25 protein-coding genes and 2 tRNA genes are annotated in these 25,517 nt (G+C 64.7%); 7 read left to right on the forward strand and 20 right to left on the reverse strand.

The annotated features are described in order from the left end of the window. Positions 1-148 precede the first annotated feature (148 nt). The 3 genes from HMPREF3092_RS03950 to HMPREF3092_RS03960 are packed head-to-tail and all read left to right on the forward strand — an operon-like array spanning position 149 to position 3,177. The gene (locus HMPREF3092_RS03950) at positions 149-724 is read left to right on the forward strand and encodes a YdhK family protein (RefSeq protein WP_070423902.1); all 576 of its coding nucleotides are present in this window, start codon (positions 149-151) and stop codon (positions 722-724) included. A gap of 51 nt (positions 725-775) precedes the next feature. Continuing rightward, positions 776-2,848 (forward strand): heavy metal translocating P-type ATPase, encoded by a 2,073-nt coding sequence (locus HMPREF3092_RS03955; protein ID WP_070423903.1) that lies wholly within the window; start codon positions 776-778, stop codon positions 2,846-2,848. A 17-nt stretch (positions 2,849-2,865) separates the two neighbouring features. After that, a complete protein-coding gene (locus HMPREF3092_RS03960) occupies positions 2,866-3,177 on the forward strand; it encodes a metal-sensitive transcriptional regulator (RefSeq protein WP_070423904.1) in 312 nt (103 codons plus the stop codon). A gap of 49 nt (positions 3,178-3,226) precedes the next feature. On the opposite strand, the gene mutM is transcribed toward HMPREF3092_RS03960, so the two are convergent. From mutM to HMPREF3092_RS03980, 4 genes are read right to left on the reverse strand one after another with little or no spacing between them, the layout of a single operon-like run. Next, positions 3,227-4,159 (reverse strand): bifunctional DNA-formamidopyrimidine glycosylase/DNA-(apurinic or apyrimidinic site) lyase, encoded by a 933-nt coding sequence (gene mutM / locus HMPREF3092_RS03965; RefSeq protein ID WP_070423905.1) that lies wholly within the window; start codon positions 4,157-4,159, stop codon positions 3,227-3,229. Next, positions 4,159-4,869 (reverse strand): ribonuclease III, encoded by a 711-nt coding sequence (rnc, locus tag HMPREF3092_RS03970; protein WP_070423906.1) that lies wholly within the window; start codon positions 4,867-4,869, stop codon positions 4,159-4,161. Before rnc ends, mutM begins: the two co-directional genes overlap by 1 nt. Before the next feature lie 4 nt (positions 4,870-4,873). Then, positions 4,874-5,077 carry a 50S ribosomal protein L32 gene (gene rpmF / locus HMPREF3092_RS03975; RefSeq protein WP_019174811.1) on the reverse strand — a complete coding sequence of 68 codons (204 nt, stop codon included), beginning with the start codon at positions 5,075-5,077 and terminating at the stop codon, positions 4,874-4,876. Between the two features lie 2 nt (positions 5,078-5,079). Beyond that, positions 5,080-5,595, reverse strand: coding sequence for a YceD family protein (locus HMPREF3092_RS03980; RefSeq protein WP_061943741.1), 516 nt, complete (start codon positions 5,593-5,595; stop codon positions 5,080-5,082). A 178-nt stretch (positions 5,596-5,773) separates the two neighbouring features. Here HMPREF3092_RS03980 and HMPREF3092_RS03985 point away from each other — a divergent pair, with 178 nt between their 5' ends. Next, positions 5,774-6,763 carry a DUF808 domain-containing protein gene (locus HMPREF3092_RS03985; protein ID WP_070423907.1) on the forward strand — a complete coding sequence of 330 codons (990 nt, stop codon included), beginning with the start codon at positions 5,774-5,776 and terminating at the stop codon, positions 6,761-6,763. Further along, complete coding sequence (locus HMPREF3092_RS03990; RefSeq protein WP_083274244.1) at positions 6,760-7,575, forward strand: aspartate dehydrogenase domain-containing protein; 816 nt, start codon at positions 6,760-6,762, stop codon at positions 7,573-7,575. The genes HMPREF3092_RS03985 and HMPREF3092_RS03990 overlap by 4 nt, the downstream gene beginning before the upstream one ends. Before the next feature lie 18 nt (positions 7,576-7,593). On the opposite strand, the gene HMPREF3092_RS03995 is transcribed toward HMPREF3092_RS03990, so the two are convergent. The 6 genes from HMPREF3092_RS03995 to thiL are packed head-to-tail and all read right to left on the reverse strand — an operon-like array spanning position 7,594 to position 14,693. Then, the gene (locus HMPREF3092_RS03995; protein ID WP_070423908.1) at positions 7,594-8,787 is read right to left on the reverse strand and encodes an MFS transporter; all 1,194 of its coding nucleotides are present in this window, start codon (positions 8,785-8,787) and stop codon (positions 7,594-7,596) included. Continuing rightward, the gene (gene coaD / locus HMPREF3092_RS04000; RefSeq protein WP_070423909.1) at positions 8,787-9,272 is read right to left on the reverse strand and encodes a pantetheine-phosphate adenylyltransferase; all 486 of its coding nucleotides are present in this window, start codon (positions 9,270-9,272) and stop codon (positions 8,787-8,789) included. The genes HMPREF3092_RS03995 and coaD overlap by 1 nt, the downstream gene beginning before the upstream one ends. Continuing rightward, positions 9,269-9,838, reverse strand: a complete 570-nt coding sequence (gene rsmD / locus HMPREF3092_RS04005) for a 16S rRNA (guanine(966)-N(2))-methyltransferase RsmD (RefSeq protein ID WP_070423910.1) — start codon at positions 9,836-9,838, stop codon at positions 9,269-9,271. Before rsmD ends, coaD begins: the two co-directional genes overlap by 4 nt. After that, positions 9,835-11,928: an ATP-dependent DNA helicase RecG gene (locus tag HMPREF3092_RS04010; RefSeq protein ID WP_070423911.1), complete on the reverse strand. Its 2,094-nt coding sequence runs from the start codon at positions 11,926-11,928 to the stop codon at positions 9,835-9,837. The genes rsmD and HMPREF3092_RS04010 overlap by 4 nt, the downstream gene beginning before the upstream one ends. Beyond that, positions 11,925-13,580 (reverse strand): DAK2 domain-containing protein, encoded by a 1,656-nt coding sequence (locus HMPREF3092_RS04015; protein WP_070423912.1) that lies wholly within the window; start codon positions 13,578-13,580, stop codon positions 11,925-11,927. The genes HMPREF3092_RS04010 and HMPREF3092_RS04015 overlap by 4 nt, the downstream gene beginning before the upstream one ends. A 39-nt stretch (positions 13,581-13,619) precedes the next feature. Further along, the gene (thiL, locus tag HMPREF3092_RS04020) at positions 13,620-14,693 is read right to left on the reverse strand and encodes a thiamine-phosphate kinase (protein ID WP_256174375.1); all 1,074 of its coding nucleotides are present in this window, start codon (positions 14,691-14,693) and stop codon (positions 13,620-13,622) included. Between the two features lie 44 nt (positions 14,694-14,737). Here thiL and HMPREF3092_RS04025 point away from each other — a divergent pair, with 44 nt between their 5' ends. Beyond that, positions 14,738-15,229 (forward strand): DUF3515 domain-containing protein, encoded by a 492-nt coding sequence (locus HMPREF3092_RS04025; protein ID WP_070423914.1) that lies wholly within the window; start codon positions 14,738-14,740, stop codon positions 15,227-15,229. Between the two features lie 525 nt (positions 15,230-15,754). On the opposite strand, the gene HMPREF3092_RS04030 is transcribed toward HMPREF3092_RS04025, so the two are convergent. The 7 genes from HMPREF3092_RS04030 to leuC all read right to left on the reverse strand — a co-directional run bounded on the left by HMPREF3092_RS04030 (position 15,755) and on the right by leuC (position 22,831). Beyond that, on the reverse strand, positions 15,755-16,861 hold the full coding sequence (locus HMPREF3092_RS04030; RefSeq protein WP_070423915.1) for a D-alanine--D-alanine ligase family protein: 1,107 nt from the start codon (positions 16,859-16,861) through the stop codon (positions 15,755-15,757). Between the two features lie 8 nt (positions 16,862-16,869). After that, positions 16,870-17,397 (reverse strand): YbhB/YbcL family Raf kinase inhibitor-like protein, encoded by a 528-nt coding sequence (locus tag HMPREF3092_RS04035; RefSeq protein ID WP_061943695.1) that lies wholly within the window; start codon positions 17,395-17,397, stop codon positions 16,870-16,872. A gap of 76 nt (positions 17,398-17,473) precedes the next feature. Continuing rightward, the gene (locus HMPREF3092_RS04040; RefSeq protein ID WP_083274245.1) at positions 17,474-18,478 is read right to left on the reverse strand and encodes an NAD(P)H-dependent glycerol-3-phosphate dehydrogenase; all 1,005 of its coding nucleotides are present in this window, start codon (positions 18,476-18,478) and stop codon (positions 17,474-17,476) included. Continuing rightward, positions 18,475-19,326: a lysophospholipid acyltransferase family protein gene (locus HMPREF3092_RS04045; protein ID WP_083274246.1), complete on the reverse strand. Its 852-nt coding sequence runs from the start codon at positions 19,324-19,326 to the stop codon at positions 18,475-18,477. The genes HMPREF3092_RS04040 and HMPREF3092_RS04045 overlap by 4 nt, the downstream gene beginning before the upstream one ends. Further along, a complete protein-coding gene (gene murA, locus HMPREF3092_RS04050; RefSeq protein ID WP_070423917.1) occupies positions 19,323-20,642 on the reverse strand; it encodes a UDP-N-acetylglucosamine 1-carboxyvinyltransferase in 1,320 nt (439 codons plus the stop codon). Before murA ends, HMPREF3092_RS04045 begins: the two co-directional genes overlap by 4 nt. A 167-nt stretch (positions 20,643-20,809) precedes the next feature. Continuing rightward, complete coding sequence (gene leuD / locus HMPREF3092_RS04055) at positions 20,810-21,415, reverse strand: 3-isopropylmalate dehydratase small subunit (RefSeq protein WP_070423918.1); 606 nt, start codon at positions 21,413-21,415, stop codon at positions 20,810-20,812. Between the two features lie 12 nt (positions 21,416-21,427). After that, positions 21,428-22,831 (reverse strand): 3-isopropylmalate dehydratase large subunit, encoded by a 1,404-nt coding sequence (gene leuC, locus HMPREF3092_RS04060; RefSeq protein ID WP_070423919.1) that lies wholly within the window; start codon positions 22,829-22,831, stop codon positions 21,428-21,430. A 107-nt stretch (positions 22,832-22,938) separates the two neighbouring features. On the opposite strand from leuC, the gene HMPREF3092_RS04065 reads away from it, so the two are divergent. Further along, complete coding sequence (locus HMPREF3092_RS04065; protein WP_019174793.1) at positions 22,939-23,658, forward strand: IclR family transcriptional regulator; 720 nt, start codon at positions 22,939-22,941, stop codon at positions 23,656-23,658. A 345-nt stretch (positions 23,659-24,003) separates the two neighbouring features. Here HMPREF3092_RS04065 and HMPREF3092_RS04070 read toward each other — a convergent pair. The 3 genes from HMPREF3092_RS04070 to HMPREF3092_RS04080 all read right to left on the reverse strand — a co-directional run bounded on the left by HMPREF3092_RS04070 (position 24,004) and on the right by HMPREF3092_RS04080 (position 25,517). Next, positions 24,004-24,076 (reverse strand) — tRNA-Glu (locus tag HMPREF3092_RS04070). A gap of 24 nt (positions 24,077-24,100) precedes the next feature. Continuing rightward, positions 24,101-24,175: transfer RNA gene (locus tag HMPREF3092_RS04075), tRNA-Gln, on the reverse strand. A gap of 88 nt (positions 24,176-24,263) precedes the next feature. After that, the gene (locus tag HMPREF3092_RS04080) at positions 24,264-25,517 is read right to left on the reverse strand and encodes an alpha/beta fold hydrolase (RefSeq protein WP_070423920.1); all 1,254 of its coding nucleotides are present in this window, start codon (positions 25,515-25,517) and stop codon (positions 24,264-24,266) included.

A 25,517-nucleotide genomic window follows, 5' to 3' on the forward strand; every position in this document is an offset into this window, starting at 1 on the left:
GGCGACGTCGGTGCCGGCGCCGATCGCGATGCCGCTGAGGCGGCCGGCCGCGGCGTCCGCAGCCTGCCCGGGAAGAGCCACCCCACCCCTTGACAGATACCCCCTAGGGGTATAGCGTCGAAGACGCAGACTGAAGGAAAGGAGACCCATGAAGCAGCGCCTCACAACAGCAGTCACCGCGGGAATCCTCGGAGGAGCCCTCGCCCTGTCCGGCTGTGGCGCCGGAGCAGACGATTCCGCAGAGAACAGCAGCCCGACGAACACCGCCGCGGGCAGCCACAGCGCAGGCGACCACTCGGACCACCCGGCCGACGGCGGTCCCGCACCGAAGGGCATCGACAAGGCCGAGTCCCCGAAGTATCCGGTCGGGACCGACGTGACGCTCACCGCTGACCACATGGAGGGCATGGACGGCGCGAAGGCCACCATCGTCGGCGCATTCGACACCTACATCTACGCGGTGGACTACACCCCGACGACCGGCGGCGATCCGGTCAAGAACCACAAGTGGGTCGTCCAACAGGAGATCGAGGACGCCGGCGACAAACGCCTCGAGGACGGAGCCGACGTCACCCTCGAAGCCGAGCACATGGAGGGCATGAAGGGCGCGACGGCCACGATCGCATCCTCGACTGACGAAACCGTCTACATGGTCGACTACGAAGCCGACGGCATGAAGATGAAGAACCACAAGTGGGTTGTCGAAAGCGAAATCAAGCCGTAGTCCTGAGACCGCTGAGGGCAGAGCAGACAGATTGAGGGGAAGCAGAGAGCGATGACGGATCACAGCGCACACCACCATGGCGGCTCCGCACACGAAGCCGAGCACAGCCACCACACCGGGCACGGCGACCACGGAGGACACGGCGGGCACGGCGACCACGTCGCCCAGTTCCGCCGGCTGTTCTGGACCAACCTGGTCATCGCGATCCCGGTGGTAGCGCTGTCACCGATGTTCGCCGCGCTCATCGGCTACTCGGTGCCCGACTGGGCCGTCTGGGCCGCCGCGGTGCTCGGCACCGTCATGTACTTCTGGGGCGGCATCCCGTTCCTCACCGGCGCCTGGGACGAGCTCAAGAGCCGCAGCCCGGGGATGATGATGCTCATCGCCCTCGGCATCACGGTGGCGTTCCTCGCCTCGTGGGCCTCCACCCTCGGCCTCGTCGACCGAGAGCTGGAGTTCTGGTGGGAGCTGGCGATGCTCATCGTCATCATGTTGCTCGGACACTGGATCGAGATGCGCTCGCTGGCGCAGACGACGTCCGCCCTGGACTCCCTGGCCGCTCTCCTGCCCGATGAAGCCGAGCGCGTCGAAGGCGACGATGTCGTGACCGTCGACCCGGCCGAGCTCAGGGTCGGCGACGTCGTCATCGTCCGACCGGGCGGCAGCGTTCCCGCCGACGGCACCGTCGTCGACGGCCGCGCCGACATGGACGAATCGATGATCACGGGCGAATCGCGTCCCGTCTCCCGCGGCGAGGGCGATGCGGTCACCGCCGGCACCGTCGCCTCGGACTCGGGCCTGCGCGTGGAGATCACCGCCACCGGCGACGATACGGCCCTGGCCGGCATCAACCGGCTCGTCGCCGAAGCCCAGGGGTCCTCGTCGCGAGCCCAGCGGATCGCCGACCGCGCCGCGGCCCTCCTGTTCTGGTTCGCCCTCGGGGCCGCTCTCATCACGGCAGTGGTCTGGGCAATCGCCGGCGGTCCGGACGACGCCGTCACCCGCACGATCACAGTGCTCGTCATCGCCTGCCCGCACGCTCTGGGCCTGGCCATCCCGCTGGTCGTCTCGATCGCCACCGAGCGCGCGGCTCGGGGCGGAGTGCTCGTCAAGGACCGCCTGGCCATGGAGTCCATGCGCCGGGTCGATGCGGTCCTCTTCGACAAGACCGGCACGCTCACCAAGGGCGAACCGGTCGTCACCGGCGTCGAGCCTGTCGGCGATCTCGACGCCGACGAGGTGCTCTCCCTTGCAGCCTCCGCTGAAGCCGACAGCGAGCATCCCCTTGCCCGGGCCATCGTCGCAGCCGCCGAGGAGCGCGGACTGTCCTTTGAGACCGGCACCGGCTTCAGCTCATCGCCCGCTGTCGGCGTCACCGCCGATGTCGCCGGCCGCGAGGTCCGCGTGGGCGGACCGCGGCTGCTCGAGGAGACCGGCCAGGATGAGGTCGAGACCGCTGAGGACTGGCGGGACGAAGGCGCCATCATCCTCCACGTCCTCCGGGACGGGCAGGTGGCCGGCGGGCTCAAGCTCGCCGACGAGGTTCGACCGGAGTCCCGCGATGCCGTCGACGCGCTGCACAGGCTGGGCATCGAGGTCGTCATGATCACCGGCGACGCCGAGGCGGTCGCCGTCGAGGTCGGCAGCGAGCTCGGCATCGACCGGGTCTTCGCCGGAGTGCGTCCCGAAGACAAGTCGGCTCGGGTCGCCCGCCTGCAGGAGGAGGGCAAGAATGTCGCCATGGTCGGAGACGGCGTCAACGATGCTCCGGCGCTGGCGCAGGCCGATGTCGGCATCGCGATCGGCGCCGGCACCGACGTCGCCATCGCCTCCGCCGGGATCATCCTCGCCAGCTCCGATCCGCGCAGCGTTCTGTCGGTCGTCGAGCTGTCGAACGCCGCCTACCGCAAGATGAAGCAGAACCTGTGGTGGGCGGCCGGCTACAACCTCATCTCCGTGCCCCTGGCAGCGGGCGTCCTCGCACCGATCGGCTTCGTCATGCCGATGTGGGTCGGCGCGGTTCTCATGTCGCTGTCGACCGTCGTCGTAGCGCTCAATGCCCAGCTGCTGCGGCGCATCGACCTCTCCCCCGAATCAAGCACCCGCTCCGTCCTGGAGCGCTAGAGGCATAGGACACGGCTATGACGACGGACACGGCATCTGAGAACCACCAGCACGGCTACATCAGCGACAAGGGCCGCTACCTCGCCCGCATGAGGCGCATCGAGGGCCAGGCTCGCGGAATCGCGAAGATGATCGACGAGGAAAAGTACTGCATCGATATCCTCACGCAGGTCAGCGCACTCACCCGGGCTCTGCAGGGCGTTGCCACCGGACTGCTCGACGACCACCTCGCGCACTGCGTGCTCGATGCCGCCAAACAGGGTGAGGACGAAGCGCTGGAGAAGCTGCAGGAGGCAAGCGAGGCCATCAGGCGGTTGGTCCGCTCCTGACTGCCGCGGTGCTCGGCGGCCGGCCGTGCACGCAGCCGGGATCGGCCGCTCAGTACCGCCTCTGGGGTTTCTGGCAGGAGGGGCACCAGTGGGATGTGCGTCCGGCGATCGTGCTGCTGCGCACGGTTTCACCGCACCGGGTACACGCGCTGCCGGCTTTCCCATAGACGCCCAGGCTGCGGTCGAAGTATCCGGATTCGCCGTTGACGTTGACGTACAGTTCGTCAAAGCTCGTTCCGCCGGCCTCAATGGCCCGTGCCATGACTGCCCGGGCAGCGTGCAGGATTTTTTTGATCCGGCTGATGCGCAGGCGGTCGGTCCGGGCGGCAGGGTGGACGCCCGCGGCGAAAAGCGCCTCATCGGCGTAGATATTGCCGATTCCGGACACCACGCCCTGATCCAGCAGAGCGGCCTTGATTGCTGTGCGGCGGCCCTTGAGAGTCCGCGCTAAGCCTTCCGCATCGAATCCGTCCTCGAAGGGGTCCGGTGCAATCCGGGCGGCGGATGCCGCAACCAGACGCGGCGAGCCAAGCCCCGTCACGAGAGGCTCCAGGCCGATGTGGCCGAAGATCCGCTGATCGACAAACCGCATCTGCCACGGGGTCCCGTCGGCTGAGCGCATGTTGAACACGGCTCTGGTGTGCCTGTGCATGGCATCTGCGGCGGTGTGGATCCTCACCTGCCCTGACATGCCGAGGTGGAGGGCCACTGCCCAGCCGGCCGGCACCTCGGGAGCGGAGTCGGGAAAGACGGAGCCTGTGGCCAGGGGCAGCCACATGAACTTGCCGCGGCGGCACGCCCCTTCAACGAGGCTGCCGGGAACTGAGGCGGTCAGACGGTCAACAGCGGTCGGATCGACCGTCCGCTTAGAGGTGGTGCCCAGAATGCGCGGGTCGAGCACCCGCAGGGATTCGATTCGCGAGCCGACCGCCCACGGTTCAAGCCCGCGGCGAACGTGCTCAACTTCCGGCAGTTCCGGCATCAGGCGCGGGACCAGTCGGGGTGTTTCTCCCGGATGGCCTTGACGGCTGCTTCGGCGGCGACGAGTTCGGCGTTCTTCTTCGACGTTCCCTCACCGCTGCCCCACGTGGTGTCGCCCAGCTGGGCCTGTGCCGTGAAGACGCGCGCGTGGTCGGGTCCTTCCGAGGTGATGTCGTAGGTGACGACTCCCAGGCTGAGGTCCGCGGCGGCTTCCTGCAGGGTGGTTTTGTAGTCCATGCCGGCACCGAGGTTGACGGCGTCATCGAGCATGGGGTCAACGAACCTGTGCACGAGGTCTTCCGCCACCTGCCGGCCCTGGCTGATGTAGCAGGCGCCGATGATCGCTTCGACCGTGTCGGCCAGGATCGAGTCTTTGTTGCGCCCGCCGGTGAGCTCTTCGCCCTTGCCCAGCAGAAGGTAGTCGCCGATGCCGTACTGGCGGGCCACAGCGGCCAGGGCACGGGTGTTGACGACGGCGGAGCGCATTTTCGCCAAACGCCCTTCGGCCATTGCCGGGTTGTTGTGGAACAGCCATTCGGTGGCAACCAGCTGCAGCACGGAGTCGCCTAAGAACTCCAGGCGCTCATTGGTGGGGATGCCGCCGTTTTCAAAGGCGTAGGAACGGTGTGTGAGTGAAAGACGAAGCGTCTCGGGATCAATGTCGATCCCGAGACGCTCGTTGAGTTCACGCAGATTCTGCGCTTCAGTCATAGTGTCAGGCGTCAGCGACCTTACGTCCCTTGTATTCAAGGAACAGGGGGTTGCCGTTGGAGTCTTCCACCAGCTTTGCGTGGTGGGGGCGCGAGTACACAACGCGACCGTTCTCCACAGTCTTGACCAGGCCGGGGACCTGAGCCTTCCACTGCGAACGACGGTGGCGGGTGTTGCTGCGCGACATCTTACGCTTCGGAACAGCCACGTCTAGCTCTCTTTCTTCTCTAACTGATGTTTCAGTGCCGCGAGGCGATCGTTGATCGATCCCGCTTCTTCGTCTTCGGGGAATTCGCCGACGGTGTACGAAAATTCGCCATCGTCGTCCGATTCCACCGGGTTGAGCGGAAGCGCCATCACGACTGCATCGCGGATGAGCGGTTCGAGGTTGATCTTATCGCGTTCAACGGCATAGGAGTCTTCGTCTTCTCCGCGTTCGTAGACGAAGAGCTCCTGGACGTCGACTGACAGGGGCAGTTCGAGGTCCTCGAGCGTCCGCGCATCCTGACCTTTGGCCAGGGCTTCGAAGGTTCCCGAGGCGTAGATGCCGTCGACAACGCTTTCCAGCCGCAGACGAACCGTGAGCGGATCCCCTTCCGGGACGCCGATCATTTCGTTCCGCAAGTCCTCAGGGGCGGCAACGGTCACGTCGACATCGGTCCACGCGCCGGGCTTGTCGGCTACGCCGAGCTTGCGCAGGTCGAGCTGCAGATCTTTGCGTTCCACGGCTCTCCCCTTTCGCGTTTCCCAGTGTTCGATGGCCGTCGAAATATGTGTGCCCCTGATGACACACAGCGCTCCATTCTAGTCCAGGCCGCCGTGGCCGGGCAAATTGCTGTGCTCCCCGTGCAGATAGTGCCCGTAGAATCTGTCTGACCCGCATTCCAACAGTGAGGATCCTCCTATGGCCGGTGGTCTTGCCGCCCTTCTTGACGACGTTGTCGCACTGTCGCGCGCTGCTGCAGCATCCGTCGACGATATCAGCGCGGCCGCAGGACGGGCCTCGGCCAAAGCCGCCGGTGTTGTTGTTGACGATGCCGCAGTCACCCCGCGCTATGTCGACGGCTTTTCGCCGGCTCGCGAACTCCCCGTTGTGTGGAAGATCGCCCGCGGGTCGATCATCAACAAACTGGTGTTCATCCTGCCGGCGATCATGCTGCTCAGCCAATTCCTCCCGTGGGCACTTACTCCCCTGCTCATGATCGGCGGGCTGTATTTGAGCTACGAAGGTGCCGAAAAGCTGTGGGAGCTGGCTCTCGGTCGTTCCCAGGCGAAAGAGGCTCCGGCGGTCGAACGCGGTCCCGAACAGGAAAAGCAGATCGTCCGCGGGGCTGTGCGCACCGACTTCATCCTGTCGGCCGAAATCATGGTCATCGCCCTGTCCACGGTCGACCACTTGGGCTTTTGGACCAGGCTCATTTCACTCATCGTGGTTGCCTTGTTCATCACAGCCCTGGTCTACGGGGTCGTGGCAGTCATTGTGAAGATGGACGATGTCGGACTGCACCTGGCGAAGAAGCCCTCAACCGAAAAGCTGGGGCTCGGCATTGTGAAGGCCATGCCGATTGTCATGAAGACACTTTCAATTGTCGGCGTCATCGCGATGTTGTGGGTCGGCGGTCACATTCTGCTGGTCGGCATGCACGATCTGGGCTTCAGCCCGATCTACGACTTCGTCCACGCCTGTGAAACCGCGGTTGCCGCAGCCACGGGAGCGTTCGGTGCGGCTTTGGGGTGGCTGGTCAACACGTTCTTTTCGGCAGTTTTGGGACTCGTGGCCGGAACGATCGCGTTCTGGGTGCTCTACCCCTTGCTGCACAGGAAGAGCGCTGAGAACCTTGACGAAAGCACCGCTTCGGCGGCCGCAAACGGTTCGTCAGGGAGGACACAGTGAAAGCACTGCTTATCGGCATGGGCACGATTGCCAACGACATTCAGAGTCTGCTGGAGGGCCGCCCCGTCGAAGTGTGCGGGGCTGTTGTCCACCGCGACACTGATCGTGAGTCCGACATCCCGATCTTTGGGCAGGACCGTCTGGAAGAGGCGGCTGAGGGCGCCGACGTCATTGTTGAGTGTGCAGGTGGTGCCGCAGTGCGCGCCTACGCCCCGCGAATTGCCGCGATCGGCAAGCCGTTCGTGCTGACCAGTGTGGGAGCGCTGGCTGATCAGGCCACGGCCGAGGTGCTGCTGGGCATGCCGAATCTGGTCGTCACCAACGGTGCGATCGGCGGTTTCGACGTGCTGCGCTCAGCCGCCCTCCTTGGCTTTGACCGCGTGTCCATCACGACGACGAAGAAGGCGTCCACCCTCGTCCAGGACTGGATGGACGATGACGAGCGCACCCGCCTGGAACAGCTGCCCGCCGGGCAGACCGCGCAGGTGTTCGACGGTGATCCGGCGGAGGCAATTGAGAAGTTCCCCTCGAACCTCAACGTGGCAACAGCTCTGGCCTGGGCAACCGCCGAGCGGGAACTTCCCGACGGTCGGGTTTCGCCCGAGTCCCTGCGGGCCTCACTGGCCCGAGTGCGCGTTGAGCTGATTGGGAACGGATCGGATGACCCCACGTTCCACGACATCGAAGCCTCCGGCGCGGCGGGCGACTTCACGTTCCGCATCTCCAGTGCGCCCTCACCGCACAATCCGTCGACGAGTGCGCTCACGGCAATTTCAATCGTCGGCGACCTGCTGGAACTGGCCGGCAGCTGAAACCAGCCGACCGGCACCTCACCGGTCCGGCGCCTCGGCGGTTTTTGGGCGAGGTGCCCGCAGAGTGAGGCCTGCCGCCAACATCAGCACGGCACCGGACAGGAAGAAGATCGAGCCGACCCCGGCGACGGACGCTACGGCCGAGGCCGCAATCGGCATGACCACCTGTGACAGGCGGTTGCCAGCCAGGCGGATCGACATGACTGCGGCCCGGTTGCCCGGTGTTGCCAGCATCGACACCCACGTCATCGTCAACGGCTGAGTCAGCCCGAAGCCAAAACCGGACACCACCATGATGACCGCGAGGAACGGCACCCACACCCACAGGGGAATCGCGAAAACCGTGAGGCCGGCGGCCAGGGAGGACAACCACAGCAGAAGCATCGGATCAAACCGGGCCGTGAGCGCACCCATGAACGCACGCGACACGATCGTCGCAACTGTTCGCACCGTGATGAGCGCGGTGACGACGACAACCGACAGGCCGTGCTTTTCGCCGATGACCGGCAGATAGGCGCTCATCAGATCAATTGCCGCCAAGGTGGCCATCGAAGCGAAGATCGCCGGCTTCATGCCCGGCGTGCCGAGCAGCGCCCGCGGCGAAACAGCGGCAGCCTTCGCCTGCGCCCGCCCGACCCGCTTGGCGGCGGGGCGGCGCATGATGACAAGAACACAGGGGAAAGCGAGAGCCGCGAGCGCGCACATGGCCCACAGCCCCGCCTCGGCATTGGGACCGGTTCCGTCACTCGCCCATGCGGCAACAGCACCCGCCAGGGGCATGCCGAGCGTCTGCCCAATCGACACGCCCAGGGTCAGAGTGCCGAAGCGCGCGTTGAGTTCGTGCAGTGCGAAGGACGCCGGAATGAAGGCCTGCGATGACACCGTCATAAGCAGCTGACCCAGCCCCAAAAGCATGGAGAACAGCACGAGCGTTGGAATCCCCGAACTGAGCGCGGCACCCGCCAAAGCGGCGGTGCAGGCGGCAGTTCCCACCCACAGGATCGGCACGTACAGGCCGCGGTCCACGAGCCTGCCCACGGTAAGTGCAGCAAACAGCGGAACGAGCGAATAGGCCGTCACCATCATGCCGACGGCAAAAGCGTCACCGCCCTCAGCCAGCGTCTTATACGACACCATGACCTTCGCAGCATTAAACGTGCCGTGCAGAAGGACGGTGTGGAGGACGAGCCCGAAAAACCAGCCGGGGCGCACTACGTGTTCTTCAGAGAGTCAAGCGCTGTGAGAACGGGGCCGGGAACCATGGACGAAACATCGCCGCCCAGGGCGTGCACTTCGCGGATGAGCGATGACGACACGTGTTCCAAGTGGGGCGAACCGGGCAGGAAGATGGTTTCGATGTCGCCGATCTCGCTGTTCATCCGCGCCATCGGAAGTTCATAGGCGTAGTCGGTTCCGCCTCGGATGCCCTTGACCACACCGACCGCTCCCACGTCCCGGCAGTAGTCGACCAGCAGACCGCCCGGCACATCGTCGATCGTGAGATTGTCGGGGGCACCGGATTCGGCGAGGGATTCGCGGATCAGCCGAACCCGTTCGTCGACCGGAAAACTGCCGGATTTATTGGGGTTGTGCACAACGGCGAGCACAACCTCGTCGAAAAGCTTGGCCGCGCGCAGCGCCACGTCGATGTGGCCCAGGGTGATCGGGTCGTAGGAGCCCGGGCAGACGACCTTCATTCTCCGCTCCTCTCAACAAGCCACAGCGCTGTTTCGCCGTGAAGCGACTTCGCGTACACGCTAAGACTATGCGGCAGCTGCGGCTGGGGCGAGCGTGAGCTTCGCTCTATGACAAGAAGCGACGCGTCGTCTTTCAGAAGCCCCGCGGCTGTTTCGAGCAGCTGAGCAAGTTCTGCTTCCCCCAGCGGGTAGGGCGGGTCGGCGAAGATGACATCAAAGCGCTCAGCTGAACCCGCGAGGGCTTCGACGGCCGGTTGTGCGGCGCGCACCTGCACCGAGCAGCTGTCTGCGAGATCGAGGGTGCGGATGTTCTTCTTCACGACCTGAGCCGCTTTGCCGGCGCGCTCGACGAACACGGCCCGGGTGGCACCCCGGGAGATCGCTTCCAGGCCCAGGGCGCCGGAACCGGCGAACAGGTCGAGGACGCTGGAGTCGGCGAGCATGCCCAGGGAATCCAGGCGGGCGAAAAGGGATTCGCGCACTCTGTCCGAGGTGGGGCGAGTGTCAGAGCCGGACGGGGTTTCGATCCTGCGACCGCCAAGGCTGCCGGCGATGATGCGGGTCATGAAACCTCCATGAGGTCATCGCCTGCGAGGTCATCAACATAGGCCCGCAGTTCCGGTGTGCCGTCCGGGTGGGTGTCCATATAGGCATGTGCGGCAGTGCGGGCGGCGGCGACAATGCCTTCGTCGCGCAGCACCCGCAGGTAGCGCAGCGAACTGCGCGAACCCCACTGGCCGCGGCCCAGAACATCGCCTTCGCGGCGGTTGTCGACATCGTGTTCGGCAATCCGGAAGCCGTCCAAAGTCCCGGCGACCGTGGTCAGCCGTCCCACCGCCTCGTCCTCCGTGGTGCGGGAGGTGACGAGGAAGCAGATCGCCTGCTCGCCGTCGCGGCCGATCCTTCCGCGCAGCTGGTGGAGGGTGGCCAAGCCGAAGCAGTCGGCGTCGAGGATGACCATGGCGCGGGCCCGGTGGACGTCGACGCCGACTTCGATCACGGTTGTGGAGACGAGAACGTCGATGTCGCCTGCCGTGAACTCCGCCATGACGGCTTCCTTGTCTTCCTGCGACATCTGTCCGTGCAGTGCGTCAACCCGGCGGCCGGCCAGCCGGGGAACGGAGCTGATTGCGGCGAGCGCGGAGTCGATGCCGAACAGCTCTGGGTCGTCCTCAATCCGGCTGACTACAACATAGGCCTGCAGCCCCGCCTCGACGTGTTCGGCTACGACCTCCCACACGCGGTCCATCCAGTGCGGGTGGGTGCCAAGAGCGACAACGTGGGTGGCGATCTTCTTCGGCCCGCCCGGCATATCGGTCAGGGTGGACACGTCGAGATCGCCGAAGACGGTCATGGCGACTGTCCGCGGGATGGGGGTTGCCGTCATGACGAGGGCGTGTGGGATGACTCCCCCGGCTTTTGTGCGCAGAGCTTCGCGCTGGTTGACGCCGAAGCGGTGCTGTTCGTCGATGACGACCAAGCCGAGGGCTGCGAAGATCGTGGTGTCCGACAGCAGCGCGTGGGTGCCGACGATGATGTCGATCTGCCCGCTGGCCAGATCCAGCAGAATCTTGCGCCTCTGGGCCTGTGGGGTTGAGCCGGTCAGCAGCGCGATCCGCACACCTTCGGCCTTGGAGAACAGGGTGTCGTCGGTGCGCAGCTGACCGAGCATGCGGGAGAAGCTCTCATAGTGCTGGGCGGCGAGGACTTCCGTGGGCGCCATGATGGCCGCCTGGCGGCCGGAGTCGACAGCCTGAAGCATGGCTCGCATGGCCACGAGAGTCTTACCTGAGCCGACGTCACCGTGCAGCAGCCGGTTCATGGGCGAATCCGAGTCGAGGTCCTGCGAGATTTCGGTGCCCGCCCGCCTCTGCGATTTGGTCAGCGGCCACGGCAGGGCCTCATCGAAGGCTGTGAGCAGGCCGTCGACTTTGCCGGGCAGGCGGACGGACTGTTCTGCTTTGGCTCGCTGCCGGCGGCCGTAGAGTTCAGCCTGCAGGGCGAAGGCCTCTTCGAAGCGGAAGCGCTCCATAGCCTCTTTGATATCGGTCTCGTCTTTCGGCCGGTGGATCATGGTCAGGGCTTTTCGCAGGTCAGGCAGGCCGTGGTCGGCGAGCACCTCTGCGGGAATGGGATCGGTGAAGTCTTCTGGGCCGAGGACGTCGAGGACGGTGCGGATCGTCTTAGCCAGCCGGTCAGATGCGAACTGTTTGCTGGACCGGTAGATGGGGATGGGGTTTTCGATATCCCCGCGGTCGATGTAGTCCTCGTGTCCCAGCCAGCGGGGGTTCTGGATCTGCAGGGAGTTGCGATAGACCTTGATGTCACCGGTCAGCACCATGCGGGTGCCGGCTTTGAGCTGTTCTGCGAGGTACTTCTGGTTGAAGAACGTCGCAGTGATTTCGGCGTGTTCGTCGGCCAGTGTCACTTCGGTGATGGTGCCCCGGCGATTGCGCATGGGCCTGGTGTTCACTGATTCGATGGTGGCGTAGACGATTGCGGTCTGCCCGGCCTCCAGGCGGCTGATTTCGGTGACGGTGCCCGGGTGGATGTAGGTGCGCGGGAAGTACCGCAGCAGTTCGCCGACTGAGCTGACGCCCAGCTTGGCGAGTGCTTTTTCATCGCGGCTGCTGACGAAGTCTGTCAGCGGTTTCATTCGACACCCACATCGGCGCAGACCCCGCTGAGGTCTGCATCGAAGATCTCGGCTTCGGCTTCCGGATAAGCGCGGCGCACAGCGGCTTCCATTGCATCGCGCATTTTCGGCGTTGCCTGTTGGCCGTAGCTGATGGTGATGAGTTCGGGGTCACCGTCGGCGGCCAGACGCGAGATGGCCTCGACGATGGCAGCTTCCGGCGTGTGTTCGATGAAGAGGATGCGGCCCTCAGATAGAACCAGCACGTCAGTTTTGGTGTACACCAGCGGGCCGGCCGCGGACTGTCCGGCGAAGCACAGCCGGCGGATGTCGAGAGAAGCAGCATCGCCCATGTCCTCTGCGACGTCGTCGGCGTCTGCGTGGGGGTCGAAGACCGCCAGTGCGCTGACCATTGAAATGGGGCTGCCGGTGGGGATCGCGTACACACCGTCGGCGGCTGCGGCGTTGATGGCGGCTTGCCCTTCGGGGCTGTCGGCAACGAGCACCGTTGTGGTGCCGTCAGACAGGACGTCGTGCAGGCTTCCGGCTTGTTCGCCGCGGTCCAGTCGGATGGCTATCGCACCTGTCAGCGCGGCCCGCAGCATGAGCGGCGCTGTGGAAGCCGCGGCCGCTGCGCGCAGCGGCCCGTGGTTCGCGCCGTTGACGAGGTCCTCTGTCCGCAGCTTCGCCAGCCCGTACTGTTCGACGTCGCGCAGCACGCGAAGCGCGTGGTCTTCGCTCGTGACGTGCACGTGCACCATGGGCCACGAAATGACGACCGACCGGGCGTCGGCTTTCGCGAGGATGCGCTTGAGCGGCCGCGTTCGGTCTTTGCTGTCGCTGAGCGTGAACACGAGCTCCAGCGTGTCGGCACCTTCCTCGGCACCAGCACCCGCCGCGGCACCAGCGCCAGCCGCACCGACACCTCCTGCCCCGGCACCTCCTGCGCCACCGCACGTAACCCCATCACCCGTCAGCTTCGGCCGGACAGCCGTCAGCCCCGCAATGGGGCTGGGGGTTTCGCCAACCGCTCCCCCGGTGACGGTGAGGTACAGCAAGTCGAAGATCTCGACGATGCCGCTGGCGCCGGCGTCGACGACCTGTGCCTGGCCGAGCACATCCAGTTGGCCGGTGGTGTCGCGCAGCGCTTCAATCGAGCAGGCGCGCACGGCTTCAATCTGCTGCACGAGTCCCGCGCCTTCATCAGCCTGAGTGCGCGCAGTTTCGGCCATAGCGTGGAGCACCGTGAGCATGGTGCCGTGGGTGGGTTCGGCAATTGCGGTCTGTGCCCGGTAGGTAGCCAGTTCAATAGCCGAGGCGAAACGGTCGGGAGTCAGGTCGCCTTCGGCGAGTGCCGCCTCGCCGAGTTCGTCTGCAACTCCCCGCAGGGCAACGGCCAAGATGAGACCCGAATTGCCGCGAGCGCCCCGCAGCGCACCGGCTGCCATCGCCTCGACGACCCGCGGCAGAGTTGCCGGCCCGTCAATAGCCTCTACAGCTCGGTAGGCGGATTTCACGGTGGCGTACATGTTTGAACCCGTGTCGCCGTCGGCTACGGGGAACACGTTGATGGAGTCGATGCTGCCGCGCTGGCGGCGCAGTCGCTCCACTGCCTGCTGCGCCCAGCGGGCAGCCAGCCGCCCGCCCAAGCGCATGCTGTTGTCGTTCACCATGTCCGTTTCCGCTAAGCCGTCCGTTTCCGCTAAGCCGTGTCAGAAGTGTTTATAGGCGCTGTCAGCTGCCGAGTGGTCGCCCACCAGAACATCCGGCTGGCCCTCTTCGCACGCGCCTATCCGCGTCCACCCTACCGGAGCGCTGCCCGCGGGAGCGCACGCGAGGAAGCCGTGGTCTTCCCCACCGCCGAGCACCCATTCGCGGGCAGCTTCCGGTGTTCCCAGGTGTTCGGCCGCTGGCAGCAGCGGTTCTGCCAGGCGGTCGATTGCGGTTTCGTCCAGGCGGATGCGCACGCCGGAGGCCCGTGCCACGCGCCCGAGGTCGCCGGCCAAACCATCCGAGGCGTCAATCCCAGCTGCCGCCCAGGTCGCCAGGTTCTGTACTGACTCATAATCAGGACGAGGTGCCAGCTGCACCTCGATAAACGGGGCGAGGTGAGGGTCGTCTCCCAAGCGCACGCCGGCGAACAGCAGGGCCAGTCCCGCTGCCGCCCAGCCGACAGTTCCTGCGAGGAAAACATCGTGGCCCGGCTTGGCAGCGGACCGGGTGATCGGGGTCCGGCCCCGGTCGATGAAGCCCAGTGCCGTCACGGTCGAGGTGAGGCACTGAGAAGACGACAGGTCTCCCCCGATGACTGTGGCTCCACCTCGTGCGGCTTCGTCAGAAAGCCCCTGTGCCAGCAGTCGAACCGTGCTGACCGGGGTGTCGTCCGGAGCGGCCAAGGCGAACAGCAGGCCGTGAGGTGTCGCACCCATGGAGCAGATGTCGGCGAGGTTCTGCGCGGCAGCCTTTACGCCCAGGCGGTAGGGGTCGAACCATTCGGGTAGGAAGTCAGCGCCCTCTGTGAGGATGTCGACGCTGGAGACCAGATTGCCGGGTGTGTGTGAGACTGCGGCGTCATCACCCGGGCCAACGATGAGGTCACTCGGGCCGGCAACCGGGCTCGAGGCGGGGGCTGGTTGTGCCGTTTGCGCCTGCAGGACCGAGAAGATCTGTTCGAGCACGCCGTCTTCGCCGACGTCTTTGAGTGTCAGCTCCGTGTTGTCGCTGGGCGCAACGTCGTTGTTGGGCTGCGGCGCGGTGGGTTCCGGCTGGTTCGGCGTGCTGGGCATGGGCATCAGCCTAGTGCGAATGGGCGGACGATACCCTTAGGGACATGGTCTTGAGGAAGCTCTCCGCTGCAGCTGTCGGCTTTTCTGCGCTTGTAGGGCTGTCGGCGTGTGCGCCGGTTGTTGTCGTTGAACCGCAGCCTCACGCAACTGATCCCGCTTGTGCGGATGTCATGTTGCGTCTGCCGGAGGTCATCGGCGATCACGAGAAGCGCAAAGCATCTTCCCAGGCCACAGCCGCATGGGGTGATCCGAGCGCTGTTGTTCTGCGCTGTGGCGGCGAAATGCCCGGACCGTCGACCGACCACTGTGTACGTGCCGACGACGTCGACTGGGTTTCCCGCGAAGGTGAAGGCGACACGTGGATTTTTGAAACCTACGGGCGCAGCCCCTCGGTGGAGCTCACCCTCGACACCACAAAGATCGCCGGTGCTGAGGCGCTGTCGGCTCTGTCTGCTGCTGTTCAGCAGATCGAAGCGCAGCGTGAATGCGTCGGCGCCGAAGACGTAAACGGCGAGGCGCCTGAAGGTGAAGGCTGAGCCGCACACCGGGCAGCAACGAAAACTCCCGTTAGCCGCAAAAGCACCCCTAAGCCGGAATCCACCCTTTAGCCACACAAAAACTCCCGTTAGCCGGATTTTGTTGGCTTAGCAGTTACTGCTAAGCCGCAGATTCCGTCTAACGGGAGTCCGCAGGTTTATGAACGAGTTGCCGAAAGGGCACACCGAGGTGCTCTCCGGAACGTACCGGAGCCCAGCCCCGTCGCGGGGCACGTGTGATGACAGGACGTGCGAGGTGGAACTCCACTCCCAGCCCAGGTGCGGTTCCGGTGCCGGCGAAAGCGGCACCTCGTACCTTGCCTGCAGAACCAGTACAGCCGCACACCGGACAGCAGCAAAAGCACCCCTAAGCCGGAATCCACCCTTTAGCCGCACAAAAACTCCCCTTAGCCGGATTTTGTTGGCCTAGCAGTTACTGCTAAGGCGCAGATTCCGGCTAAAGGGAGTCCGCAGGTTTCGGACCGGGTGCCCCGGCGAGCGCGGGTCCCGTCCCCCGCCGCAGCTTCACCTGCGGTTGACGTCGACCAGTGCGATGTCGATGAGGCGTGAAATGAGTTCGGGGTAGTCGATGCCGCTCTTCCCCATCATGTACGGGTATCCCGATGTTGGGGTGAATCCCGGCGAGGTGTTGATTTCGTTGACAAGTACCGTGCCATCAGCCTGAACGAAGGTGTCGACTCTGGTCAGCCCGGAGCATTCGAAGGCGCGGAAAGTGTCAGCGGCGATGGCCTGTACTGTGCGGGCTACGTCGTCTGGGATGTCCGCGGGGGCCTCCAGGTGGACGTCGTCCGCGGAAAGGTATTTGGCCTCGAAGTCGTAGAATTCGTGGTCGCCGGAGATGACGATCTCACCCGGCACGGATGCAGTGAGTTCGTCGTCCCAGTGGGAGCCCAGGACCGCGCATTCGATTTCGCGTCCGTCAATGCCGGGTTCGACTATGACCTTGTGGTCATGTTCGAAGCCTTCGTTCAGCGCGGCGTCGAGGTCTTCAACCGCTGCAACCTTGCTGATGCCCACGGATGATCCAGCCCGTGCGGGTTTCACGAATACCGGCAGCCCCAGCGCGGCAAGGCGCTCACGCACACCGGCTGGATCGTCAGCCCATTGCTTCGCGGTGACGGTCTGCCAGTCGGCGGTGGGAATCCCGGCTGCGCGCAGAACCGTCTTCATGAAGTGCTTGTCCATGCCGACGGCAGAGGTCAGCACACCGGGCCCAACAAACGGAACACCCTTGAGTTCCAGCAGGCCCTGCAGTGTGCCGTCTTCCCCGAACTGACCGTGCAGAACGGGGAAGAACACGTCGATGTCGCCAAGGTCGCGCACCGATCCGTCGGCGGCACGTTCAAGCAGCGAAACACCCTGCGTCGACGGCGACACGAAAACCGCCGAACCGCTCTCTTCGACTTCCGGCATTGCGCCGTCGGCAAAGCTGAACGAGGTCGGGTCTTCTACCGTGACCCACGTGCCGTTCTTCGTAATGCCGATCGGCAGGGGACGGTACCTGGCCAGGTCAAGAGCGTCGACGACGCCGGCTGCGCTGACGCAGCTGACCGAATGTTCACTGGAACGGCCGCCGAAGAGAACGGCGACGGTGGTGCGCTGAGTGCTCATAGGGTTTCTCAGAGTTCGTAGTTCGTTTCGATCCAGGCGCGCCCGATCGACTTGAAGAAGATGTTGAAGCCGACGAATGCCGGCGTTGCGTTTTCGTCAACGCCCAGCGGCTCCGACAGAGCGTGCACGATGAAGAAGTAGCGGTGAGGTCCGTGGCCCTCCGGCGGTGCGGCACCGACGAACCGGCGGTCACCGGCGTCGTTGCGAACCGTGACGGCGCCTTCGGGCAGGAGCCCCGCCTCGGGATTTCCGGCATCAGCCGGCAGCGAGGTGACGGTGCCGGGAATGTCGGTGACAGTCCAGTGCCAGAAGCCGGAGCCGGTGGGTGCGTCCGGGTCGTAGCAGGTCACGGCAAAGGCCTTGGTTTCTTCCGGGAAGCCGCTCCAGGAAAGCTGCGGCGAAATGTCTTCGCCGCCGTCAACGCCCATGAGACCGGAGGCCTGAGCCTGCGGAAGGCGCTGACCTTCAGCAACATCTGTGCTGGTCAGTTCGAAGCGCGGTACGTCGTTGAGCCTGGCAAAAGGTGAGTTCGACACTGTTCCTCCTCTGTTGGGCTTGCGTGATCCAGCCTACCCGCCTGGATGACTGCTCGCCTGGCAACCCGCCAGCCCCTCAGCTGCTCTGCGATTCGTCCTTGCGCTTGCGGGCCAAGAGCAGCCCGGCAACGTCGTCAACGTGCAGGCGTCCGTCGATGACGGCGGATACGGCCTGAGTGATGGGCAGGTCGACATCGTGTGCTGCGCCGAGACCCAGTACGGCCGGTGCCGATTTCACGCCCTCGGCGGTCTGCTTGGTCTTTGCGGCGGCTTCGTCAACGTTTAGGCCTTCGCCCATCAGGCGGCCGAAGGAGCGGTTGCGCGACAGGGGTGAGGCGCAGGTGGCCACGAGGTCGCCCATGCCGGCAAGGCCGGCCATCGTATGCGCCTGGGCGCCCATGACGAGTGCCAGGCGGGTGATCTCGGCCAGACCGCGGGTGATGATCGAAGCCTTTGAATTGTCACCGAGCCCCTGACCGTCGGCGATGCCGACGGCAAGCGCGATGACGTTCTTCACAGCACCGCCGAGTTCAACGCCCACAACATCGGAGTTCGTGTACGGGCGGAAGTAGGAATTGGCGCTGCGGCGGGCGATCTCTTCGGCGTTTTCCGGGCACGTGCACGCAACAACCGTTGCGGTCGGCTGGTGTTCAGCGATTTCACGTGCCAGGTTGGGACCGGACACAACGGCGATCTGCTTGTCGTCGAAGCCGGTGACTTCGGCAATGACTTCACTCATGCGCAGGCCCGTGTCCAGTTCGATGCCCTTCATGAGGCTGACGATGATCGCGTCGGGACGAATGCAGTCCTTCCACTGCTGGAGGTTTTCCCGCAGCGACTGCGCGGGCACGGCGAGCACAACGACTTCTGCGTCACCCAGAGCTTCAATGGGGTCGCTGGTTGCCGTGACCCGATCGTTGAAGCGGATGCCGGGCAGGTACTTGGAGTTCGTGTGTTCTTCCCGCAGTTCGCGCGCGGCTTCTTCCGAACGCGCCCAGACGGTCACGGGGAATCCTGCATCGGCGATCACGCCGGCATAGGTTGTTCCCCACGATCCAGCGCCCATGACGGCTGTCGTCACGCTTTCCTCCATTCAAGTGCTTTGTGGAACCGATCGGGCAACGGTACACCGCGCAGGTCTGCAAGCTGGGAGGCGATTCGAGCAGTGATGTGCTCCGTCAGCGAGGCGACGTTTTCCTTGGTTTCGGGCACGCCTTCGGTGACGATCGGCTCGGAGAAGTCTACGGTCATCACTCGCCTGGGGCCAAGACGCGGGCGCAGTGATTTGCCCGGCAGCGCGTCCTGCACACCCCAGTGGGCCACAGTGATGATCGGCGCTCCCGTTTGCAGCGCAAGCCTGGCAGTGCCGGACTTTGCCTTTCCCGGCCACATGTCGGGGTCCTTCGTGTGGGTGCCTTCGGGGTAGATCGTGACTGTCTGCCCTGCGGCGAGAGCAGCTTTCGCGTATACCAGGGAGTCCCCAGCCTCGCGCGAACCGCGAACCACCGGGATCTGACCCAGCGGGCGGGTCACCAGCCCAACCGGGAACGTGAACAGGGTGTGCTTGGCCATAAACCGCGGCAGCCGCCCCTGGTTGTAGATCGATATTCCCACGATCAGCGGGTCGAGGTTCGACTGGTGGTAGGAGGCCACGATCAGCGGGCCGTCCTGCGGGATGTTCTCGGCACCTCGGACCGCGATCTTCCCCAGCGGCCGCAGGCCGCCGCGCACAAACGGGGCGAGGAATGACGCACGGCGGTGCTGCTGGCGGGGCGACTTCGGGGCGTAGGCAACCTCGAAGCCGAGGTGCCTGCTCTTCCCGGCTGCGCCGTTCGCCTTCGTCTCGCGGCTCGCCTGGCTGCCGCTCATTTCACGGCGCTCCACGCCGTTCACCTCTTGGCCGGCTCCCCTGTTCTTGTCTGTGCTCATGTCAGGCTCACCTGTGCGCCGAGGCCGTCGAGTTTGGCGATGAAGTCTTCATAGCCGCGGTTGATGATTTCGATGCCGGACACCTCGGAACGGCCTTCGGCGGCCAGGGCTGCGATGACGTGCGAGAACCCGCCGCGCAGGTCGGGCACAACGATGTTGGCGCTTTTCAGCGGTGTCGGCCCGGAGATCACAGCGGAGTGGCGGAAGTTGCGCTGCCCGAACCGGCAGGGCGTGCCGCCCAGGCATTCGCGGTACAGCTGGATCTGCGCACCCATTTTGACGAGTGCGTTCGTAAAGCCCAGGCGGTTTTCGTACACGGTTTCGTGCAGGATCGACAGTCCGGTTGCCTGCGTCAGCGCCACGACGAACGGCTGCTGCCAGTCGGTCATGAAACCGGGGTGGACGGCGGTTTCCAGGGCCAACGACTGCAGGCGGCCGCCGGGGTGGGTGAACCGGATGCCGTTTTCCTTCACGGTGAACTGGCCGCCGGCTTTGCGGAACGTGTTGAGGAAGGTGAGCATGCTGGGCTGGTCGGCACCTTCGACGAAGATGTCGCCGCCGGTTGCAAGTGCCGCCGATGCCCACGAGGCCGCTTCGATCCTGTCCGGCAGCGCCCGGTGGGTGTAACCATTCAGCGAGTCGACTCCCTCAATCCGGATGACCCGATCGGTGTCAACCGAGATGATGGCGCCCATTTTCTGCAGGATCGCCACGAGGTCGAGGATTTCGGGTTCGACAGCGGCGTTCTTGAGCTCGGTCAGGCCCTGGGCGCGCACAGCGGTGAGCAACACCTGCTCGGTTGCACCGACCGACGGGAAGGGCAGTTCTACTTTGGTTCCCGTCAGCCGCGTGGGGGCGGTGAGGCTGATGCCGCCGGCCGTTTTTTCAATCTGCGCACCAAAGGAGCGCAGGACGTCGAGGTGGAAGTCGATGGGCCGGTCCCCAATTCGGCACCCGCCGAGGTCGGGAATGAAGGCTCTACCCAAGCGGTGCAGCAGTGGACCGCAGAAGAGGATCGGGATGCGCGATGAGCCGGCGTGGGCGTCGATGTCTGCGATTGCGCCCTGTTCCACGCGAGAGGGGTCCATGTGCAGTTCACCGTCGGGGCGGTCCCCGTCGGGGTGTTGGGTGACGCTGACCCCGTGGAGTTCGAGGAGTCCGGTGACAATGTCAACGTCGCTGATGCGAGGAACCCCGCGCAGCTTCGATGGCGTTTCTGCCAGAAGGCTGGCGACCATCGCCTTGGGCACCAGGTTCTTTGCGCCTCGGACGCGAACGGTGCCTGTGAGCGGATTGCCTCCGTTGACCTCGAGCATGTTCCTCCTGTGCCTGAAGCGTATAAGCCGGCTTCTATGCTAGCCCGAACGGCTGAGGCCCAGGACTTGCGTGTGTGCTGGTCCCGGGCCTCGCGCTCTGCTGCGACCATTACCCGGCTGAGTGCCACCGGGCTGCCGCTCAGCCTTCTTTCCGGCCTCCGCCTCGTTCAGTCCTCCGTTCGGGCCGGCAGGGTGAGCGGTTTGTAGCTGGGCCGCTTCGCTTCGAAAGCGTCGATTGCGTCGGCGTCGCGCAGGGTGAGGCTGATGTCGTCGAGGCCTTCCATCAGCCGCCAGCGAGTGAAGTCGTCAATCTGGAACGGCACCGTGACGGTGTCGGCAGACACGGTCCGCGTTTCGAGGTCGACTGTGACTTCCGTGTTGGGGTTGTTGTCGATGACCTTCCACAGCAGTTCGATATCGGACTGTTCGAGCTGCGCGGCAACGAGGCCGTTCTTACCCGCGTTGGACCGGAAGATGTCGGCAAAGCGGCTGGAGAGAACGGCTTTGAAGCCGTAGTCCTTGAGCGCCCACGCTGCGTGTTCGCGGCTCGACCCCGTACCGAAGTCCGGGCCGGCAATGAGCACGGAGCCTGCCGAGAAAGGCTCGCGGTTGAGGATGAAGTCGGGGTCTTTGCGCCAGTGGGCGAAAAGCGCGTCGTCGAAGCCGGTCTTGGTCACCCTCTTGAGGTAGACCGCCGGAATGATCTGGTCGGTGTCGACGTTCGAGCGGCGCAGCGGTACGCCGATCCCGGTGTGCTTGGTGATCTTCTCCACAGCTTTCCTCCCTCAGTCCAGATCCGCCGGGCTTGACAGTGTTCCGCGCACGGCCGTTGCGGCAGCCACGAGCGGGCTCACCAGGTGGGTGCGGCCGCCCTTGCCCTGACGTCCTTCGAAGTTGCGGTTCGAGGTCGATGCGCAGCGTTCGCCCTCGGCCAGCTGGTCGGGGTTCATGCCCAGGCACATGGAGCAGCCGGCAAAGCGCCATTCAGCACCGAAGTCGGTGAACACCTTGTCCAGTCCCTCCTGTTCTGCCTGCAGGCGGACCCGAGCGGAACCGGGCACCACGAGCATTCTGACGTTCGGGTCTTTGGTGCGGCCCCGGATGATGTCGGCGGCACCTCGTAGGTCTTCGATCCGGGAGTTCGTGCACGAACCGAGGAACACCGTGTCCACCCGGATGTCGCGCAGCGGCGTGCCGGGAGTCAGGCCCATGTATTCGATGGCGCTTTCAGCGGCGAAGCGTTCGGTTTCGTCGGCGATGTCGGCCGGGTTCGGGACGTTTGCCGACAGCGGCAGGCCCTGGCCGGGGTTCGTGCCCCACGTGACGAACGGTTCGATGTCTTCGGCTTCGAGGACGACTTCGGCGTCAAAAACGGCGTCATCGTCGGTGCGCAGGGTCTTCCAGTATTCGACGGCGTCGTCCCAGTCTTTGCCCTGCGGGGCATGCGGGCGGCCCTTGATGTAATCGAAAGTCGTCTGGTCTGGCGCGACCATACCGGCGCGCGCACCAGCTTCAATCGACATGTTGCAGATGGTCATACGGGCTTCCATCGACAGCTTTTCGATGGCTTCGCCGCGATACTCGAGGATGTAGCCCTGTCCCCCGCCGGTGCCGATCTTCGCGATGATCGCCAGGATGATGTCCTTCGCGCTGGAGCCTTCCGGCAGTTCGCCGTTGACGGTGATCGACATTGTCTTGAACGGCTTGAGCGGGAGCGTCTGGGTGGCCAGGACGTGCTCCACTTCCGAGGTGCCGATCCCCATTGCGATCGACCCGAAGGCTCCGTGGGTCGAGGTGTGCGAGTCACCACAGACAACCGTCATGCCCGGCTGGGTCAGCCCCAGCTGCGGGCCGACAACGTGGACGATGCCCTGTTCTGCATCGCCGAGCGAGTGCAGGCGGATGCCGAACTCCTCAGCGTTCTTGCGCAGCGTTTCGATCTGCGTGCGGCTGGTGGGGTCGGCGATCGGCTTGAAGATGTCGAGCGTTGGAGTGTTGTGGTCCTCCGTCGCGATTGTGAGGTCAGGACGGCGCACGGGGCGGCCAGCAAGACGAAGACCCTCAAAAGCCTGCGGCGACGTCACCTCGTGAACAAGGTGGAGGTCGATATAGATCAGATCGGGGTCCCCACCTTCTCCGGCCTTGACCGTATGGTCATCCCATACCTTTTCTGCAAGCGTCCTGCCCACAGTGCACGTCCTTTCGCATCGGCTTCACCTGATGTGAGTTTCACTGTACGAACTATTGTCCAAAGGTCGGACTTGCATCTTGAATCTTGAGACGGTTCAATAGTGGCATGAGCAGTCAAACCGGAAGCGGCGTCGGTGTCATCGACAAGGCATCGGCTGTTCTTGCCGCACTCGAAGCCGGGCCCGCCTCACTTGCAGAACTTGTTGCACTGACTGGCCTGGCCCGCCCCACCGCGCACCGTCTGGCGGTCGCCCTCGAATACCACCGTTTTGTGGGCCGCGACCTGCAGGGACGCTTCATTTTGGGCCCTCGCCTGTCTGAGCTTTCTTCCGCTGCCGGCGAAGACCGCCTGCTGGCCGCAGCCGGACCGATCCTCGCCCAACTGCGCGACCGCACGGGTGAATCGGCTCAGCTTTTCCGCCGCCAGGGTGATCTGCGACTGTGCGTTGCAGCTGTTGAACGCCCTGTTGGTCTGCGCGACTCGGTTCCGGTTGGCGCAACCCTGTCGATGCGTGCCGGCTCTGCCGCTCAGGTGCTGCTTGCGTGGGAAGAGCCGGACCGCCTGCACACGGGTCTGCGCGGGGCCCGCTTTTCGGCCACGATGCTTTCCGGTGTCCGCCGCCGCGGCTGGGCACAGTCGATTGCCGAACGCGAACGAGGTGTCGCCTCCGTTTCCGCGCCCGTCCGCGGGCCGTCGAACCGGGTCGTTGCCGCGGTGTCGATTTCCGGTCCAGTTGACCGTCTGACCCGCCAGCCCGGCCGCCTGCACGCGCAGTCGGTTGTTGAGGCTGGACGCGCTCTGACAGAAGCCCTCACCCGGGCCTGAGCTTCGCGGGCGCGAGGTGGCGCTGCCGCCCATCCCTGCCCCCCTCACCTCGACAGGGTGCTGGCTTCCACCTCGCCCGTCCCAGCAGCAGAACCATCCCACAACCTGCACACTCCCGTTAGCCGGAATCTGCGCCTTAGCAACAACTGCTAAGCCAACAAAACCCGGCCAACGGGAGTTTTTGTGCGGCTAAGGGGTGGATTCCGGCTAAGGGGGCGGAACCCGGCAAACGGGTGTTTTAGCGGCTAAAGCGTGAATCCCGGCTAACGGGAGTTTTTGTGCGGCTAAGGCCCGCACACAGAAACGCGAAAGCCCCAGCCGATTGGCTGAGGCTTTCGCGTTTTGCACCCCCGAGCAGGTTCGAACTGCCGTTTCCGCCTTGAGAGGGCGGTGTCCTGGACCACTAGACGACGGGGGCAAGACTATTGAGTTCGTAAGAATTTGGCTGGGGTACCAGGACTCGAACCTAGACTAAGTGAACCAGAATCACTCGTGCTGCCAATTACACCATACCCCAATGAGCTGGCGGGATTTCCCGCTCGGCAACAGAAGTAGACTCTACATCATCACCGAGCGGGAATGCAAAACTGCGCTCAAACAGCCACTCAGCCCGCCGCGTTCATGCCTTCAAGAAGCCCGTTCAGCCGGCGCAGAACCTCGCCGTCAGAGGCTGCAAGACCGTTGTGTTGGTAGGCGTCGGTCTCCCACACTTCGCACTTGGGAAGCAGCCCGGCTGTTTCACGAGACATTTCGCGGGGAACAAACGCATCGTGCGTGTAGACGGCAGCCGCCGTGGGAACATCAGCCCTGCGCAGCTTCTCGACATCCCACATGACAGGCCAGTCCCGCTCAGCGAGCACCTGTGCGACGTCGTCCCACACGGCCAGCGGGCCCGTGCGGAAAAGCTCGGGGTCAACGTGTTCACCCGAAAGCCACAGCGGATCATCGGCAGCTTCAGCCGGGCGTGCGCGCAGCGCCGCCCAATCGGTCTTAGCACTCGAGGCCCAGCAGGTTTCGTGGAATGCCGCGTACAGCGGATTGCGCGCGCTGAACGGCAGCGAGGCCTGCAGGTCATGCCGCAGGGCGGCTGAATCGACGTCGTGTTCCAGCAGGAAGCTCAGCTTCTGGTCGCCTCCGCTGGCTCCCAGCAGGAGGCCGAGTGAACGCACGTGTGCCTCTGCGGCAACCGTGCCATCGGGCAGGGCGATGCCATCGGTGACTGCACGAGCGTGCAGTTTCTTCATGGCCTCGGCCGCGCCGGGGTACTGCGAAAAGAATTTCTGTGATTTCTCTCGCATGATCTGCCACGTGCGAGCGTACGCAATTGCCGGATCAGGATCAGCACCGGGCTGCGGCACACGTGCCAGTCCCCCGGTGATCCGCGCACTCAGCAGAGATTCGGGATGCTCAGCCAGGTAGCGCAGCGACGTGAAGCCGCCGAACGACTGCCCAAGGATCGCCCACCTCTCAACCCCGAGCGCCCGGCGGACAGCCTCAGCGTCCTCAACGATCGCATCAGCCCGGTAGAAGCTCATGCGCTCAGCAACCGCCTCGGGGTCCTGTGCTCCCCCGGTGCCGACAAAACGCCCGTCCACCCAGCCGATCGGCGAAGACAGACCGGTGCCGCGCTGGTCGAGCATGACAACACGGTGGGTTTTCAGCGCCTCCGGCAGCCACGTGGGGCTGTTCTCTGTCGGACGGAAGGCCTCAACACCGGGACCGCCCTGCAGGTAAAGCAGGTACGGCTTGTTGCCGCTGTCAGCATTGCCCACAATCCGCGCGTAGACCTCGATCGTCCCGGGAGTGTCCCCGAAGTGGTCGAGGGGAACCTCAACGCGCAGGTCTTCGCATGTCAGCAC

The sequence above is a fragment of the Brevibacterium sp. HMSC24B04 genome, from assembly GCF_001806835.1.
Classification (GTDB): domain Bacteria; phylum Actinomycetota; class Actinomycetes; order Actinomycetales; family Brevibacteriaceae; genus Brevibacterium; species Brevibacterium ravenspurgense.

Bases quoted from the DNA above. Each gene is read 5' to 3' on its own strand.
- HMPREF3092_RS04015 (WP_070423912.1), bottom strand. From the start codon at position 13,580: ATGGTGAACGACAACAGCATGCGCTTGGGCGGGCGGCTGGCTGCCCGC.
- HMPREF3092_RS03950 (WP_070423902.1), top strand. From the start codon at position 149: ATGAAGCAGCGCCTCACAACAGCAGTCACCGCGGGAATCCTCGGAGGA.
- HMPREF3092_RS03985 (WP_070423907.1), top strand. From the start codon at position 5,774: ATGGCCGGTGGTCTTGCCGCCCTTCTTGACGACGTTGTCGCACTGTCG.
- HMPREF3092_RS04030 (WP_070423915.1), bottom strand. From the start codon at position 16,861: ATGAGCACTCAGCGCACCACCGTCGCCGTTCTCTTCGGCGGCCGTTCC.
- coaD (WP_070423909.1), bottom strand. From the start codon at position 9,272: ATGAAGGTCGTCTGCCCGGGCTCCTACGACCCGATCACCCTGGGCCAC.
- rnc (WP_070423906.1), bottom strand. From the start codon at position 4,869: ATGACTGAAGCGCAGAATCTGCGTGAACTCAACGAGCGTCTCGGGATC.
- HMPREF3092_RS03960 (WP_070423904.1), top strand. From the start codon at position 2,866: ATGACGACGGACACGGCATCTGAGAACCACCAGCACGGCTACATCAGC.
- rsmD (WP_070423910.1), bottom strand. From the start codon at position 9,838: ATGACCCGCATCATCGCCGGCAGCCTTGGCGGTCGCAGGATCGAAACC.
- thiL (WP_256174375.1), bottom strand. From the start codon at position 14,693: ATGCCCAGCACGCCGAACCAGCCGGAACCCACCGCGCCGCAGCCCAAC.
- murA (WP_070423917.1), bottom strand. From the start codon at position 20,642: ATGCTCGAGGTCAACGGAGGCAATCCGCTCACAGGCACCGTTCGCGTC.
- HMPREF3092_RS03955 (WP_070423903.1), top strand. From the start codon at position 776: ATGACGGATCACAGCGCACACCACCATGGCGGCTCCGCACACGAAGCC.
- mutM (WP_070423905.1), bottom strand. From the start codon at position 4,159: ATGCCGGAACTGCCGGAAGTTGAGCACGTTCGCCGCGGGCTTGAACCG.
- HMPREF3092_RS04065 (WP_019174793.1), top strand. From the start codon at position 22,939: ATGAGCAGTCAAACCGGAAGCGGCGTCGGTGTCATCGACAAGGCATCG.
- HMPREF3092_RS04025 (WP_070423914.1), top strand. From the start codon at position 14,738: ATGGTCTTGAGGAAGCTCTCCGCTGCAGCTGTCGGCTTTTCTGCGCTT.
- HMPREF3092_RS04010 (WP_070423911.1), bottom strand. From the start codon at position 11,928: ATGAAACCGCTGACAGACTTCGTCAGCAGCCGCGATGAAAAAGCACTC.
- HMPREF3092_RS04045 (WP_083274246.1), bottom strand. From the start codon at position 19,326: ATGAGCACAGACAAGAACAGGGGAGCCGGCCAAGAGGTGAACGGCGTG.